Below are 14,474 nucleotides of genomic sequence, written 5' to 3' on the forward strand. Positions count from 1 at the left end.
GGATCGCAACGAGAACGAAGGAAAAGGGCGCTGTGGAATGAAGGGTTGGAAAGGCCGATGAAGATCTTCCCGCCGGCGCTGCCCGGCGAAGATGGATTCGCCTGCGACTGTGTTTGATCGGATTTTTCTAGCCCCGGCCAGCATGGCCGGCTTCTGTTGTTTAGCGAAGGAGCTTTGTGATGCCTAGTCATGGCGGTACCTACCTCGTGGTGAATGCAGGAAGCAAAACTTACTATCGATGGGTCAATAACTACACGGATGCCCAGGAAAAGGCGTTCATCATCGCTGCAAAACTCGCCGAGGCCGGTGGAGTTGTGGCTCAAGCGAATACGGTGCGCACTGGCGCGATACGGCGAAAGGTAACCCAGCCGACCAGCGGCACAAGTATCTAAGTTGATGCCTTCTGCGCGGATGCACCTCCTCGGTGCGGCGCGATCGAGACCGGATCCGACGTGCCGACGGATTCGAGTCTCGACTCAAACGCAACTTTTACATCGGCATGGAGGCAGCGCAATGCGCGTACTTTTCTGGAATCTTGAAAGCGGGAACCCCATGGAGATGGGTATGGACGGCAAAGGGTCGCTCATCCAGAGCGCGATCAATAGCCTCCATTGCGACGTAGTCATCTGTTGCGAAGTTCAGGATGCGGCGATCGACTTTGCAGAAATAGAGTCGATCAAAAAGGCGGCGGCGCTGGAAGTGATCTGCGAAGAGGAAAAGATTCCGTCGCCCTATGTGAACATCATGGCGGCACGGCGGGCGAAGTTGAACAAGGCGAAGACGCATATAGGCATGGAGTCTTCGCGAACGCGAAGCGGCATGAAATTCAAATCACGCAATCACATCTTGCGAACGAACAAGAAAATTATGCGGGAACTCGGATCCGCCGTGCGCGCCATCGAAGACCCCGGCACATTGGCCTCCATGATCGCGACGGCAAGACAACCCAAGGTGATATCGCGGCTGTCCAGGATTCAGTTATCGCCCTTGATCTGGAAATATCACCGTTGGGAAGCCTTGGATTCCCAGCAGAAACATCGCAACTATTTGATATTCACCAATCTCGATTTCAAGATGACTCAGGTCGAGGTCAATGTCACGTCTGCCAAGCGCCAGATCGTCCGGCTGGAGTTCGTGGACAGGGTGATCTACGCCGTGCACGCGCCAGCGTTCGGCAAGGGCGGTGGCGAGACGGTCAAACAGCTTGCCGGCATGATCGCGGTCGAACAAAAGCCGTGCATCGCCATCGGCGACCTGAACATCGATCTGGAGGAATTTCGGACCGAGGTGGCCGAGGACACGAGCAAGGCCTTGTTCGCGAACTTCCACAACAATCTCTGTGCGTGCTTCGGTCCGCCGCCGGGCACCAGGTCGGTCAGCTTCCGACGCCGCTGGCATGCCTATCGGGGCAACATCGCCAAGTACGTGCCGCATACCCAGAAGAGCGGCGGTACGCTGGACTACGTACTGGCGAAGCCGGCGACCAATGTCTCGGTGTCCATCGGAATCGAAGTCGGGAGATTCAGTGACCATGGCGCGATCGTCGCCGAGTGGACGTGATGGGGCGTCGAATCCGTGCGGCTTCGACATTCGAGATGCCGAGGGCGTTGCCTGGCGCCCCGCCTTTCTGAAGCCGTCGGCATTGCGTCATGACCACCACCGGTCGGTGCGTTGTCAAAGCGAGAAAAGTCGCGCGACCTTCTTCCAAAGAGATCGCCTCCGCTGCTCGGTAGCGCGGTGGCGCAATGTCATTCAGTGGGGTGCCAAGTGGCTAGATGCTCGGGATGTGGTCGGAACCTAACGGCCGAATCAGGGACTGGACGAACAAGCACGACACCATCGATTAGGGTAGACACATCAGCGGCGTGCCGCCGCGTCGCCTGGTGACGACGGCCGCCGCCCGCATGCGATGGCGGCGCGCATACGGGCGATGATCATCGACAGGCCGACCGATCGAAATGACGTCGGACCCATTGGAACCACATCGGGTCCAGACCCCATTCCGGCCAGGGCGACGTGCGGCAACCGGTATTGCACCTTCAATGTGAGGAGCCTCCATATGCCACAGATCAATCTCTATCTTTCGGAACTGCTTGAGAAGATGCGCGAAGCGATGGGTTCGCCAGGAACGTCCGTGCAGATATGGAATCATCACTGGCTCCGTCTCTCTCCAGGCGGCGTGCTTCAGGTATCAAGCGACCGGTTCACGGAGATCGGCAAGATGCAGATCAGCGAAGGAACCGACACGGTCTTCTTCTCGAAGCTGCTGACCACCAGTGGCTACGAAAAGCAGGGAGTCGCATCATTGGTGGTCACGCTGGGAATTCTCTACGCCGTCGTAAAGGGTGCTCGCCGCCTGCGTCTTGGCGAGACCGACACCAATGCGCAGCAGGGCGGGCACTTCTGGACCAACCTCGGGTTGAGCGAGGCCTACGCGGACACCCGCGAGGTCCTTCGCAAGATGCTTTACGAGCAGGCGCGGTTGGCGCTGCGGCTCGGAGTCAGCATTGATCCGAACGCCATCCTGGTGGCGGCAACACCTACCTTTCTTGGAACCGGAACACGCACAAAGCGAAGCAATTCGGCTGGAAAATGAAGTGCGCGGGCCACCGGCTGAACAGCAGCGGCAATCGACACCGCCGGTGTCCGGCATGGGTGCTGGTGAGGCCGACAGCGGATGCGCGTGGAGGCGTTGAGCGTTTGCAACGTGCCCGGGCGATCCGGCGTGATCTGTGTCACCGTCTTGCCTGATACTTGCCAGTTCCAGATCCTGCGGCGCGTCCGACCATGTCCAATTTCCCGACAAGTGCGTCACCCTCAGCCGGCAGTAGCCGGGCGCCCGTCGCGCCGCGCCCGGCCCCCGGGCGATCCACCCCGCCATGCCCCTGAACCCCGCCACCTGGCAACGCCTGCAGGCACTGTTCCACCAGGCCTGCGCACTGCCCGAGCCGCAGCGCGCCGCCTTCGCGCAGGCGCAGGCCGGCGACGATCCGGAGCTGCTGCACGAGCTGCTCGGCCTGCTCGAGGCCGACGTGCGCGCCACCCAGTTGCCGCGCCCGGGCCTGCTCGGCAGGCTGCTTGGCGGCGAGGCCAACGCCGCGGAGTTGCCGGCGGGCACCCGCTTCGGCCCGTGGGCGATCGATCGGTTGATCGGCCGCGGCGGCATGGGCCAGGTCTATCTGGGGCATCGCGCCGATGGCGCCTACGAGCGCCAGGTGGCGATCAAGCTGATCGCGGCCACCGCGTTGGATGCGCAGCAGCGCGCGGTGTTCGAGTTCGAATGCCGCCTGCTGGCGCAGATGCAGCATCCGGCGATCGCGCAGATCCACGATGCCGGCACCGATGCGCAGGGGCGGCCGTACCTGGTGATGGAGTACATCCGTGGCGAGCCGCTCACCCGCTGGTGCGCGCAGCGCGGGTTGTCGCTGCGGGCGCGGATCGAGCTGCTGGTGCGGGTCGGCGAGGGCGTGCAGCACGCGCACCAGAAGGGCGTCATCCACCGCGATCTCAAGCCGAACAACGTGTTGGTCGGCGAGGTCGACGGGCGTCCGGCGCCGAGCATCATCGATTTCGGCATCGCGGTGGAAACCGCGCAGCCCTCGCGCAATCCGGCCGGCGCGAGCGGTACGCCCGGCTACATGAGTCCGGAGCAGGCGCAGGGCGACGATGGCGGCGTGGACGCGCGCAGCGACGTGTATTCGCTGGGCGCGCTGCTGTACGAGCTGATCTGCGGGGTGCGCCCGGAGCTGTTCGAGGCGGGCGTGCCGGAAGCGCCGTCGCGCTGGATCCAGGCGCAGCCGCAGCCGCAGCAGCGCGAACTGGCGCTGCTGCGCGGCGTGTCGCCGGCGCAACTGCTGCGTGGGCTGCACGACGGCCTGGATGCGATCGTGCTGCAGGCGATGGCGCCGGACCGCGCAGCGCGCTATGCCTCGGTGTCGTCGCTGCTGGACGATCTGCGCCGCTGGCTCGGCGACTATCCGCCGCGGGCGCTGCGCCGCTCGCGGCGGCGCGAGGTGCGCAAGTTCGTGCAGCGCAACCGTGGCGCGGTGCTGGCTTCGCTGCTGGTGCTGATCGCGCTGTGCGGCGGCCTGGCCAGCACGCTGTGGTCGTTGCGCAATGCGCAGCGCGAAGCGCAGCGGGCGCAGGTGACGGCCGACTTCCTCGGCTCGCTGCTGTCCAGCGTGGACCCGGCGGTGGCGCAGGACAAGGACAAGACCCTGCTGCTGCAGGTGATGGACCAGGCGGCGCAGCGCGCCACGCGCGAGCTGGCCAGCCAGCCTCAGGCGCTGGTGGAGGTGGAGCTGACCATCGGTACCAGTCTGATCGCGCTGGGCGAGTACAAGCGCGCGGTGGCCCAGTTGGACGTGGCGCGGCGCCATGCGCGTGCGCATCTGGGCGCGTACAGCGCGGACGAGTTGCAGATCATGCGTCTGCTCGGCGAGGCGCTGGTGAACCTGGGCCAGCCGCAACGGGCGGCCGCGATCCTGCGCGAAGGGATCGTGCAGGTACGCCTGCACGGCGGCGCCGATGCGCCACTGGCCTACGACATGCAATCGCGCCTGAGCTGGGCGCTGCGCGCGCAAGGCGAAGCGAAGGCGGCGCTGCGCGAGAGCCGGGAGGCCTACGCGGGCATGCTGCGGGTGTTGCCGGCCGACGACCAGAGCGTGCTGAGCGCGGGAGATCGCTACGCCGCCATGCTGGCCGATGGCGGCGACTACGACCAGGCGATCGCCTTGATCCGCAGGCTGATCGCGCGCCGCGCCTCGCGCCTGGGCGCGGAGCATCCCTTGACCCTGTCGATGCGCAACAGCCTGGCGGTCTATCTGCTGATGAAGCGCGACTACCCGGCCGCGGAGCGGGAGTTGAAGGCATTGCAGCCGGTCATGATCCGTCTGTACGGGGTGAACGGCGCCGATACCCAGATGATCTACAACAATCTGGCCGGGGCGCTGCGCCAGCAGGGCAAGGTCGCCGAATCCGGCCCGTACTACCGCAAGGCGCTCGACAATGCGCGGGCGCTGTACCGCGAGGACCATCCCACCACCATCATGGCCCGCACCAACCACGCGTTCTGGTTGCTCGACGACGGCCAGGCGCGGGCCGCCGCGGCCGAGCAGCAGGCGGTGCTGGCCGATGCCGAGCGGGTCCTAGGCGGCAAGCACGAGGTGACCGCGGAGATCCTGCGTGGCCTGGCCGAGGCGGAGATCGCGCAAGGCCAGCGCGTGCAGGCGCGCACGCATGCCGAACGCGCACGCGACATCCTGACCGGCCTGTACGGCGATGCGCCCGGGCCGCTGGCGCAGGTGCGCGAGACGCTGGCCAAGCTGGACGCGCCGGATGCGCCGCGCTCGGCGTTGGTGGCTGAGACGAAATGACGGGTTGCGCGCCGCGGCGCGCGCCAAGCTGGATGCCTGGCCACTGCGCTATCGGCTCCGCATGCAACCTGCCGCCCGCCTCACCGATCTGCACGTCTGTCCGATGGTCACCGGGGTGGTGCCGCATGTGGGCGGGCCGATCTCGGCGCCAGGCGCGCCGGCGGTCCTGATCGGCGGGTTGCCGGCAGCGCGGATCGGCGACATGGCGGTGTGCGTGGGGCCGCCGGACAGCATCGTGTCCGGCGCGCCGACCGTGCTGATCGCGGGCATGCCCGCGGCGCGGCTGGGCGACAGCACCGCGCATGGCGGGGCGATCGTGCTGGGGTGTTTCACCGTGTTGATCGGATAAGGGGAGCGGGGAGATGCAGCAGGCGGGGGCCGCGGTGGCGCGGCGCGGGGAAGCGGAGACGGTCGCGGCCGGCATGGGGATGCCGGCCGCGCCGATGCTGGCGCAGACCATCGCCGCGCACCGGGCCGGGGACCTGGACGCGGCCGAGCGCGGCTATCGCGCGGTGCTCGCGCAGCACGCCGCGCACGCCGACGCGCTGCACTTCCTCGGCGTGCTGTGCCACCAGCGCGGGCGCAGCGACGAAGCGCAACAACTGATCGAGCGTGCATTGGCACTGGTCCCCGCCTACCCGGACGCGCACAACAATCTCGGCAACGTGCACAAGGAATGCGCGCGCCTGGCCGAGGCCGAAGCCTGCTACCGGCGCGCGCTGGCCTGCGCGCCGTCGCACCACAACGCGCTGAGCAACCTGGCGGTGGTGCTGGAAGCGCAGGCGCGCCTGGACGAAGCCTTCCTGGCCTATGCGCAGCTGCTGCAGCAGGTGCCTACGTTCGCCCACGGCCACTACCTGCTCGGCGTGTTCCTGCGCAACCATGCGCAGCACCACGAACACCTGGAGCAGTCGGCCGAATGCTTCCGCAGCGCCTGCGAACTGGACCCTGCCAACCTGCGCGCGCTGGAGGCGCTGGGCACGGCCTGGTACCTGCTCGGGCGCCACGACGAAGCGGTGGCGGTGTATCGCGACTGGCTTGCGCGCGATCCGCACAACGCGGTGGCGCGGCACATGCTGGCCGCCTGCGGCGGCAGCGACGCGCCTGCGCGTGCCGACGATGCCTATGTGCGCGAAGTGTTCGACGGCTTCGCCGAGAGCTTCGACGAGCAACTGCTGAACAACCTCGATTACCGCGCGCCGCAGCTGCTGGCCACGGCGCTGGCGCAGGTGCTACATGCGCCGGACGCGACGCTGGACGTGCTCGATGCCGGCTGCGGCACCGGCCTGTGCGCGCCGCTGCTGCGGCCGCACGCGCGGAGGCTGGCCGGCGTGGACCTGTCCGGCGGGATGATCGACAAGGCGCGCCAACGCGGCGGCTACGACGCGCTGGTGGTCGGCGAACTGACCGCGCATCTGCAGGCGCAACCGCAGGCGTGGGACGTGGTGGTCTCGGCCGATACCCTGGTGTATTTCGGCGACCTGCGCGAAGTCTGCGCGGCCGCGCACGCCGCCTTGCGCGGTGACGGTTGGCTGGCCTTCACCGTGGAGGCGCTGGACGAGGCGGACGACAAAGTGCAACTCGGCTCCAGCGGGCGCTACCGGCACAGCCGTGCGCACGTGCAGGCCGCGCTGGCGCAGGCCGGCTTTGCCCGCGTGCAACTCCGTGCCGACCAACTGCGCAAGGAAGGCGGCATGCCGGTGCAGGGTTGGGTGGTGCTGGCGCGGCGTTGAGGCCATGCCGCGCTCGGCGCGGACGTAATCCTGATGGTTTTTGATGCGCCGGCTTCGGGTGCGGCGCAAGCCTGCCGGCGGCGTCCGGCATGGCCGTGGCGCGCGCTGCCAGACAAGGCCGGGACGCGCATCGGCAGCGGCCGAAACGCTGAGACGAAATGTCGGCTTTCGCTTCCGGCGCCATGTGAGTATCCCCTTGCCGGCGGCGCACAGGGGTGGCGGGGCCTGCGTTGCACACCGCTCCGCGAACGCCGCTTGCGATCGCCGGCCAAGGTCCGCATTGCGCGGCGATCGACTTCCCGGACACCACGATGCCCACGCCCATGATCACGCTGCACTCGGACCTTGGCGATGCGCTGCTGTTCTGGCGCATGCAGGCGACGGAAGCGTTGGGCGAGCTGTTCGACTATCGTTTGACCGTCCTCAGCACGCAGCCGCGGCCCGACCTGCGCGCGCTGCTCGGCACCTCGATGGCGGTGCAGCTGAAGGCCGGCGAGGGCCATGTGCGCTGGTACCACGGCATGGTCGCGCACGTCGCGCAGACCGGCTTCCATGTCGTCGACAGGCTCAGCTACGCGGTGCTGGAGGTGACCCTGGTGCCCAAGCCGTGGCTGCTGACCCAGCGCCGCGACTGCCGCATCTTCACCGGGCAGAGCGTGCCGGAGATCGTGCGCACGGTGCTCGACGGCATCGGCTATGGCGACGTGACGCTGAGCCTGAGCGGCACCTATCCCAAGCGCGACTATTGCGTGCAGTACCGCGAGGACGATTTCAATTTCATCAGCCGCCTGCTTGAGCAGGAAGGCATCTATTACTTCTTCACCCATGGCCAGGCCGTGCACACGCTGGTGCTGGCCGATGCGCTGGGCGCGCATGCGAGCAGCAGCGGCTTCGAGACCCTGCCGTACGTGCCGCCGGGCCAGCATGCCAACGTGATGGGCGCCACCGTCAGCCAGTGGCAGCTGGCACGCAGCGTGCACACCGGCGCGCACCAGCTCACCGACTACGATCCGCTGCGCCCGCGCTTCTCGCTGGCGGTGGACGAAGAGATCGGCCACGGCGGCGACCTGCATGCGATCAGCGGGCTGAACGCATTCGACTATCCCGGCACGCACGTGCAGCTCGCCGACGGCAAGCGCTATGCGCAGGTGCGTGCGGAAGCGCACAACGTGCAGCGTTCGCGCTATCGCGGCGATACCGATGCGCTCGGCCTGCGCGTGGGCGCGCTGTTTTCGCTGAAGGCGTTCCCGCGTCCGGAATGGAACCAGGAATACCTGGTGACCGGCGCGCGGACCGCGCTGGAAGCGCCGGGCTATGCCTCCGGCGCCGGCAGCGGCGCCGCGCCGTTCGCGTGCAGCTTCGAGGCGATCGAGAGCAAGTTGCCGTTCCGCAATGCGGCGCGCGCGCGGCAGCCGCTGATCGCCGGCCTGCAGACCGCGGTGGTCACCGGCAGCGACACCGACGAGGACATCGTGGTCGACCAGTACGGCCGCATCCAGGTCACCTTCCACTGGAACACCTCGGCGCGCGACGGCAACAAGCCGTCGTGCCCGGTGCGGGTGGCCTCGTCGTGGGCTGGCAAGGGTTGGGGCGCGATGAGCCTGCCGCGGGTGGGGCAGGAAGTGGTGGTGAGCTTCCTGGAAGGCGATCCGGATCGCCCGCTGGTGATCGGCAGCGTCTACAACGCCGATCACATGCCGCCGTTCGCGCTGCCGGACAACAAGACTCAGAGCGGGGTGCGCAGCCGCAGCGCCGGCGGCGGCGCCGCCGACTTCAACGAGATCCGCTTCGAGGACAAGCTCGGCAGCGAGGAGCTGTTCGTGCACGCGCAGAAGGACCTGCGCGAGGAAGTGGAGCACGACCACTTCGCCACCGTCGACAACGACCAGACCGCGACCGTGAAGCACGACCGCAAGCACAAGGTCGACAACGACGAGACGCTGGACGTCGGCAACAACGCCACGCACACGATCGGCAAGACGTTCAAGCTCAGCGCCGGCACCCAGATCGAACTGGTCACCGGCCTGTCGAGCATCGTGATGAAGAGCGGCGGCGAGATCGAGATCAAGGGCGTCACCGTCACCGTCACCGGCAGCAACGCGGTGAACGTGGAGGGCAAGGTGCAGGTGGCGATCAAGGGCGGGGCGACCGTGGACATGGGCGCCGGCGCCAGCGTCAAGGTGCATTCGGACGCGATGCTGGCGCTGGAGGGCGGGGCGATGGGCACGCTGAAGGCGCCGATGCTCAGCCTCAAGGCCGATGCGCTGCACCAGATCGGCGGTGCGCTGATCATGATCGGTTGAGGACGCGGCGATGAATGCGATCGAGAAGGCTTGCGTGGAAATGGAGCTGTCGGCGCCGGCGCGCGCGCAGTTGGACACGGCGCAGCCGGCGCAGGCCGCGGTGCGCGTGCTGCTCGACGGCGGCCAGCCGCAGGACGCGCTGAAACTGCTGGCGCGGCTGCTGCCCAAACGCTACGTGGTGGCCTGGCTGTGCCAGTGCGCACGCGGCGAGGCGCTGTCGCCGGAAGACCGCGCCGGCGCCGCGCTGGCCGAGAAATGGGTGCGCGAGCCGAACGAGGCCAACCGCCGCGCCGCGTTCGCCTTCGCCCAGGCCGGCGGCTATGCCTCGTTGGGCGCGTGGCTGGCGGCGGCGGTGGCCTGGTCCGGCGGCAGCCTGGCGCCGCCGACCCAGGACACGCCGGTGCCGCCGGCCGAGCACCTGACCGCACGCGCGGCGGTGGCGGCGATCAACCTGCTCGCTGCGCAGCAACCGGCGCAGTTCGAGGCGCGGCGCCATGGCTATGCGCTGCATGCGCTGGAACTGCTGGCCGGCGGAGCGGCGGCATGAGCGCCATCGTGCCGCGGCAGCGCATGCGCGTCGCCTCGCATCGCCCATTCGTCATTGCGCGGTCGCGGCCGCGCCGCGCCAGCCGAGTCTAAGGAAACGCCACGTGTCCCTACCGTCCAAACTGACCCTCACCGTCGCCGGCCAGGCCGCTGCGCAGTTCGGCGCGCGTGCGCAGATGGCGTTCGCCCAGCGCGGCGGCAGCATCGGCCGCGCCGACGACAGCGACTGGGTGCTGGCCGCGCCCGGCGTGTCGCGCACGCATGCGGTGGTGCGCTATCTCAACGGCATGTATTTCATCGAGGACCGCAGCACCAACGGCATGCTGCTCAACGGCGCCGCCTTGCAGCGCGGCGATCCGGCCGCGCTCGGCGACGGCGACCGCCTGCAGCTGGACAGCTTCGAGATCCAGGTGCAGCTGCAGGCCGAGGCGCCGGCCGCACCGCCGCCGCCTGCAGTGGCGATGCCCGACGATGCGTCGGACCTGACCCAGGTGGTGCCGGCGTCGCTGCCGCCACGCGCGGCCAGCAGTGCGCCCGGCGGTGGCGGCGACGCGTTCGATTTCGATTTCGGCCTGCCGGGCTTCGGCAGCGCCGCCGCGCCTGCCGGCGGCGCCTACGACGACGCGCTGCTTGGCGATCTGGGCGTGCCCGGCGCCGCCGGCGAACTGGACCCGCTGCGCCTGCTCGATCCGTTGCCGGCGCCGTCGGTGCCGCCGCCGCCGACCCACAGCTGGAACCATAGCGATGCCGGCAACGACCATTTCCGCGTCCCCACGCCGCCGGCAGCGGCTGCGGCGCGCGGATTCGAGCTGCCGGAAAACTGGGATCTGACCACCGGCGATTTCGCGCCGGCGACACCGCCGGTGGCGAGCACACCGGCTGTGCCGGCCATGCCGACCGCGTTCGCGCCGCCCACGCCATCCACGCAGATGCCGGACGAGATGGCGCGGATATTCGAGATCGTCGTCGATGGGGTGATGGAGGTGCTGCGCGCGCGTGCCGAGATCAAGAACACCTTCCGCCTGCCGGTGACGGTGATCCAGCGCTCGGAGAACAACCCGCTCAAGTTCGCCGCCACGCCCGAGGACGCACTGCAGAAGCTGCTGGCGCCGCCGAGCCCGGCGTTCCTGTCCGGCGTGGCCGCGTTCGACGACGCGTTCGACGACATCCGCTGCCACCAGATGGCGATGCTGGCCGGCATGCGCGCCGCGTTCGAATCGATGCTGTTCCACTTCAGTCCCGACCGGTTGGAGCAGGAGGTGGACGCCAGCGGCAAGCGCCTGGCCTTCGCCGGCAAGGGCCGCTACTGGGAGCGCTACCGCGACAACTTCCAGGTCCTGGCCAAGGATCCGGACGAATGCTTCCGGCGCCTGTTCGGCGACGAGTTCGCGCGCGCCTACGAGGCGCAGCTGGCGCGGCTCAAGTCGGCGCGCCGCGCGGGGAAGATGGGGTAGCCTGGTGTCGTGGCGATCGCCGGCGGCCTGGGCGCCGGCGCGACGCTGCTGCATGCGCACGGCATCGCACCCTGTAGGAGCGGCTTCAGCCGCGACACGCGTTACCGAAAGTGCCTGTCGCGGCTGAAGCCGCTCCTACACAAGCCGCGCTCCGCAGATGCAGGAACGCACGCGCAGCAACGTCAGCGCCGTGACGGCGGCCATGTTCCCGCGACGCAGGCCGCCGCCGCGGCATACCGCCAGCCCTGAGACGAATTGTCGGGTAGCGCACCGGCGCGCTGGCCACACTGCATCCCGCCAGCCTGGACTGCGCGCGCCGCGCGCCGCGTCCGGGCCGTCGGCAAGGGGATCGCACATTGGGGTCGGCTGCTGCGTCCAACGCCGCGGCCGCATCGCCATCGACAGCAGCGGACACGGCGGATCATGCACAACAACAAGGTCGTCTGGAGCGAGGGGTTGTTTCTGCGCCCCCAGCATCTGCAGCAGCAGGAGCGCTACCTGGAGCGCTACGTGGAGCTGCGCGCCGGCGGCCTGCATGCGCAGGCCTGGGGCTTCTCCGAACTGGAACTGGAAACCGACCTGCTGGCGATCGGCAAGCTCGGCATCCGCCGCGCGCGCGGCGTGTTTCCCGACGGCACCCCGTTCGCGATGCCGGGCGACGATCCGCTGCCGCCGGCGCTGGACGTGGAGTCGAACTGGCGCGATCAGACCGTATACCTGACCCTGCCGCTGCGCGCGGCCGTGCAGGCCGATGTGGGCCGCGCCGAAGCGCCGCCGGACCAACTGTTCCGCTACCGGGTGCGCGAGACCGAGGTCGACGACGCCTCCGGCAGCATGCAGGGCGCGGTGCTGATGGAAGTGGGCGGGATGAGCACGCGCCTGTTGCCGCAGTCGCAGCCGCTGGAAGGACTGACCCGGATCCCGCTGGCGCGCATCGTCGAGTCGCGCGCCGATCGCCAGGTGTCGCTGGACGAGGCCTTCGTGCCGACCGCATTGGCCTGCCAGGCGGCACCGCGGCTGGCCACGTTCCTGGTCGAACTGCTCGGCCTGCTGCACCAGCGCGGCGAAGCGCTGGCCGCGCGGGTATCGGTGGGCGATCGCGGTGGCGCCGCGGAGATCGCCGATTTCCTGCTGCTGCAGGTGGTCAATCGCTGGCAGCCGCTCATCGCGCACTGGGCGTCGGCGCCGCTGTTGCACCCGCAGGATTTGTACGCCGCGCTGGTCGCACTGGCCGGCGAGTTGAGCACCTTCACCACTCCGGGCAAGCGCCCGCCGGCGTGGCCGGCGTATCGCCATGATGCCTTGCAGCCGAGCTTCGAACCGGTGATCGCCAGCCTGCGCAGCAGCCTTAGCGCGGTGCTGGAACAGACCGCGCTGCCGATCCCGGTGCAGGCGCGCAAGTTCGGCGTGTGGGTGGCGATGGTGCCCGACGCGGCCTTGTTCGACAGCGCCGCGTTCGTGCTCGCGGCCAAGGCCGACGTGCCGGCCGAAGAGCTGCGCCGGCAATTGCCGCTGCAGGCCAAGATCGGCCCGGTGGAGAAGATCCGCGACCTGGTCAATCTGCAGCTGCCCGGCATCGCGGCGATGCCGATGCCGGTGGCGCCGCGGCAGATCCCGTACCACGCCGGCTACCTGTATTTCGAATTCGACAAGCAGTCGCCGCTGTGGCGCACGTTGAAGGGCTCCGGCGGCATCGCGTTCCACTTCGGCAGCGAGTTCGCCGGGCTGGACCTGCAGCTGTGGGCGATCCGGAGCTGAGCGCATGAATCCACGACCGCCCGCCGATCCGTTGAGCGATGCCACCATCATGCGTCCGCAGCGCGGCAGCGCAGCGCCGGCCGCGGCTGCGAACGCGAGCGCCGCGGCGCCCGGCGACGCCGACATCAGCGAATTCCTCGGCCGCAGCGTCAACCCGCTGGTGCAGGCGGCAAGCCCGCTGTTGCTGCTGGCGGTGCAGCTGCGCCACAGCGCGGCGCTGCCGGACGTGGCGCGGCTGCGCGAGCAGGTGACCGCGCAGGTGCGGCGCTTCGAGCAGCGCGCGCGCGACGGCGGCGCGGCGCCGGAAGCGGTGACCGCGGCGCGCTACGTGCTGTGCGCGATGCTCGACGAGGCGGTGCTCAATGCGCCGTGGGGCGAGCACAGCGGCTGGTCGCAGAAGACCTTGCTGGTGGTGTTCCATGGCGAGTCCTACGGCGGCGCCAAGTTCTTCCAGATCCTGGAGCGCCTGTGCGCGGACGTGCCGCGCCACGTCGACCTGATCGAACTGATGTACCTGTGCCTGGCGCTGGGCTTCTGCGGCCGCTACCAGATCGAGGCCGGCGGCCGCGCCAAGCTGGCCGAGATCCAGGACGACCTGTACCGGCGCATCCGCGCCCAGCGCGGCGCCGCGGCGGAGACGCTGGCGCCGCATTGGCAGGGCGTGGACGACCGGCGCCGGCGCCTGGCGCGCTACCTGCCGTTGTGGGTGGCCGCGCTGGGCATGGCCTGCATCGTGTTGCTGGCGTTCGCGTGGTTCAACGCGCGGCTCAATGCGCTGTCGGCGCCGATCAGCGCCGCCGCCGCGCAGATCGGCCTGCAGCGCGGGACCCCGCCGGACGCGCTGCGCCCGCCGCCGCGGGTCACGCTCAAGCAGTTGCTGGAACCGCAGGAGCGCGCCGGCCTGCTCGGCGTCGAGGAGCAGGCCGACGGCCAGGCGCGCGTGCGGCTCAACGCCAACGCGATGTTCGCCTCCGGCGGGGTCGAGGTCGATCCGGACCAGCTGCCGCTGCTGGGCAAGATCGCCGCGGCGCTGGAGCAGTTGCCGGGGCGGGTGATCGTGGTCGGGCATACCGACGACCAGCCGCTGCGCTCGCTGCGCTTCAAGGACAACTACGCGCTGTCGGCCGCGCGCGCCGAGGCCGTGGCGCGGCTGCTGGGACAACGCCTGTCGGTGCCGGGCCGGATCGAATCGGCCGGTGCGGGCGATTCGCAGCCAGTGGCCGTGCCGCCGGACCTGGCGGCCAACCGGACGCGCAACCGCCGCGTCGAAATCCTGTTCCAACCGGGGGAGTGAGCGCCGTGGGC

Annotated in this window: 12 protein-coding genes; all 12 read left to right on the plus strand. The window is 69.0% G+C overall.

Annotated features, from left to right (window positions below):
* Positions 1 to 179: 179 nt before the first annotated feature.
* The 12 genes from NUG20_RS01165 to icmH all read left to right on the plus strand — a co-directional run bounded on the left by NUG20_RS01165 (position 180) and on the right by icmH (position 14,463).
* Positions 180 to 392 (plus strand): hypothetical protein, encoded by a 213-nt coding sequence (locus NUG20_RS01165; protein ID WP_263396654.1) that lies wholly within the window; start codon positions 180 to 182, stop codon positions 390 to 392.
* A gap of 121 nt (positions 393 to 513) precedes the next feature.
* Positions 514 to 1,560, plus strand: a complete 1,047-nt coding sequence (locus NUG20_RS01170) for an endonuclease/exonuclease/phosphatase family protein (RefSeq protein ID WP_263396655.1) — start codon at positions 514 to 516, stop codon at positions 1,558 to 1,560.
* Positions 1,561 to 2,059: 499 nt separating this feature from the next.
* Positions 2,060 to 2,596 carry a hypothetical protein gene (locus NUG20_RS01175; RefSeq protein WP_263396656.1) on the plus strand — a complete coding sequence of 179 codons (537 nt, stop codon included), beginning with the start codon at positions 2,060 to 2,062 and terminating at the stop codon, positions 2,594 to 2,596.
* A 283-nt stretch (positions 2,597 to 2,879) separates the two neighbouring features.
* The gene (locus NUG20_RS01180) at positions 2,880 to 5,375 is read left to right on the plus strand and encodes a serine/threonine-protein kinase (protein WP_263396657.1); all 2,496 of its coding nucleotides are present in this window, start codon (positions 2,880 to 2,882) and stop codon (positions 5,373 to 5,375) included.
* Positions 5,376 to 5,436: 61 nt separating this feature from the next.
* Positions 5,437 to 5,724 carry a PAAR domain-containing contractile injection system baseplate protein gene (locus tag NUG20_RS01185; RefSeq protein ID WP_263398586.1) on the plus strand — a complete coding sequence of 96 codons (288 nt, stop codon included), beginning with the start codon at positions 5,437 to 5,439 and terminating at the stop codon, positions 5,722 to 5,724.
* Positions 5,725 to 5,797: 73 nt separating this feature from the next.
* A complete protein-coding gene (locus NUG20_RS01190) occupies positions 5,798 to 7,108 on the plus strand; it encodes a tetratricopeptide repeat protein (protein ID WP_263398587.1) in 1,311 nt (436 codons plus the stop codon).
* Positions 7,109 to 7,419: 311 nt separating this feature from the next.
* On the plus strand, positions 7,420 to 9,411 hold the full coding sequence (tssI, locus tag NUG20_RS01195; RefSeq protein WP_263396658.1) for a type VI secretion system tip protein TssI/VgrG: 1,992 nt from the start codon (positions 7,420 to 7,422) through the stop codon (positions 9,409 to 9,411).
* 10 nt (positions 9,412 to 9,421) lie between these two features.
* Complete coding sequence (locus NUG20_RS01200; RefSeq protein WP_145703980.1) at positions 9,422 to 9,958, plus strand: DUF6931 family protein; 537 nt, start codon at positions 9,422 to 9,424, stop codon at positions 9,956 to 9,958.
* 175 nt (positions 9,959 to 10,133) lie between these two features.
* Positions 10,134 to 11,411: a type VI secretion system-associated FHA domain protein TagH gene (gene tagH / locus NUG20_RS01205; RefSeq protein ID WP_317852753.1), complete on the plus strand. Its 1,278-nt coding sequence runs from the start codon at positions 10,134 to 10,136 to the stop codon at positions 11,409 to 11,411.
* A 9-nt stretch (positions 11,412 to 11,420) separates the two neighbouring features.
* On the plus strand, positions 11,421 to 11,660 hold the full coding sequence (locus tag NUG20_RS01210; RefSeq protein WP_263396660.1) for a hypothetical protein: 240 nt from the start codon (positions 11,421 to 11,423) through the stop codon (positions 11,658 to 11,660).
* A gap of 174 nt (positions 11,661 to 11,834) precedes the next feature.
* On the plus strand, positions 11,835 to 13,169 hold the full coding sequence (gene tssK, locus NUG20_RS01215; protein ID WP_263396661.1) for a type VI secretion system baseplate subunit TssK: 1,335 nt from the start codon (positions 11,835 to 11,837) through the stop codon (positions 13,167 to 13,169).
* Positions 13,170 to 13,173: 4 nt separating this feature from the next.
* Positions 13,174 to 14,463 carry a type IVB secretion system protein IcmH/DotU gene (icmH, locus tag NUG20_RS01220; RefSeq protein ID WP_317852732.1) on the plus strand — a complete coding sequence of 430 codons (1,290 nt, stop codon included), beginning with the start codon at positions 13,174 to 13,176 and terminating at the stop codon, positions 14,461 to 14,463.
* Positions 14,464 to 14,474 lie beyond the last annotated feature (11 nt).

It is taken from the genome of Xanthomonas sp. CFBP 8443 (assembly GCF_025666195.1).
Classification (GTDB): domain Bacteria; phylum Pseudomonadota; class Gammaproteobacteria; order Xanthomonadales; family Xanthomonadaceae; genus Xanthomonas_A.

Coding starts and splice junctions, on each gene's coding strand:
- NUG20_RS01165 (WP_263396654.1), top strand. CDS start 180: ATGCCTAGTCATGGCGGTACCTACCTCGTGGTGAATGCAGGAAGCAAA.
- NUG20_RS01170 (WP_263396655.1), top strand. CDS start 514: ATGCGCGTACTTTTCTGGAATCTTGAAAGCGGGAACCCCATGGAGATG.
- NUG20_RS01175 (WP_263396656.1), top strand. CDS start 2,060: ATGCCACAGATCAATCTCTATCTTTCGGAACTGCTTGAGAAGATGCGC.
- NUG20_RS01180 (WP_263396657.1), top strand. CDS start 2,880: ATGCCCCTGAACCCCGCCACCTGGCAACGCCTGCAGGCACTGTTCCAC.
- NUG20_RS01185 (WP_263398586.1), top strand. CDS start 5,437: ATGCAACCTGCCGCCCGCCTCACCGATCTGCACGTCTGTCCGATGGTC.
- NUG20_RS01190 (WP_263398587.1), top strand. CDS start 5,798: ATGGGGATGCCGGCCGCGCCGATGCTGGCGCAGACCATCGCCGCGCAC.
- tssI (WP_263396658.1), top strand. CDS start 7,420: ATGCCCACGCCCATGATCACGCTGCACTCGGACCTTGGCGATGCGCTG.
- NUG20_RS01200 (WP_145703980.1), top strand. CDS start 9,422: ATGAATGCGATCGAGAAGGCTTGCGTGGAAATGGAGCTGTCGGCGCCG.
- tagH (WP_317852753.1), top strand. CDS start 10,134: ATGGCGTTCGCCCAGCGCGGCGGCAGCATCGGCCGCGCCGACGACAGC.
- tssK (WP_263396661.1), top strand. CDS start 11,835: ATGCACAACAACAAGGTCGTCTGGAGCGAGGGGTTGTTTCTGCGCCCC.
- icmH (WP_317852732.1), top strand. CDS start 13,174: ATGAATCCACGACCGCCCGCCGATCCGTTGAGCGATGCCACCATCATG.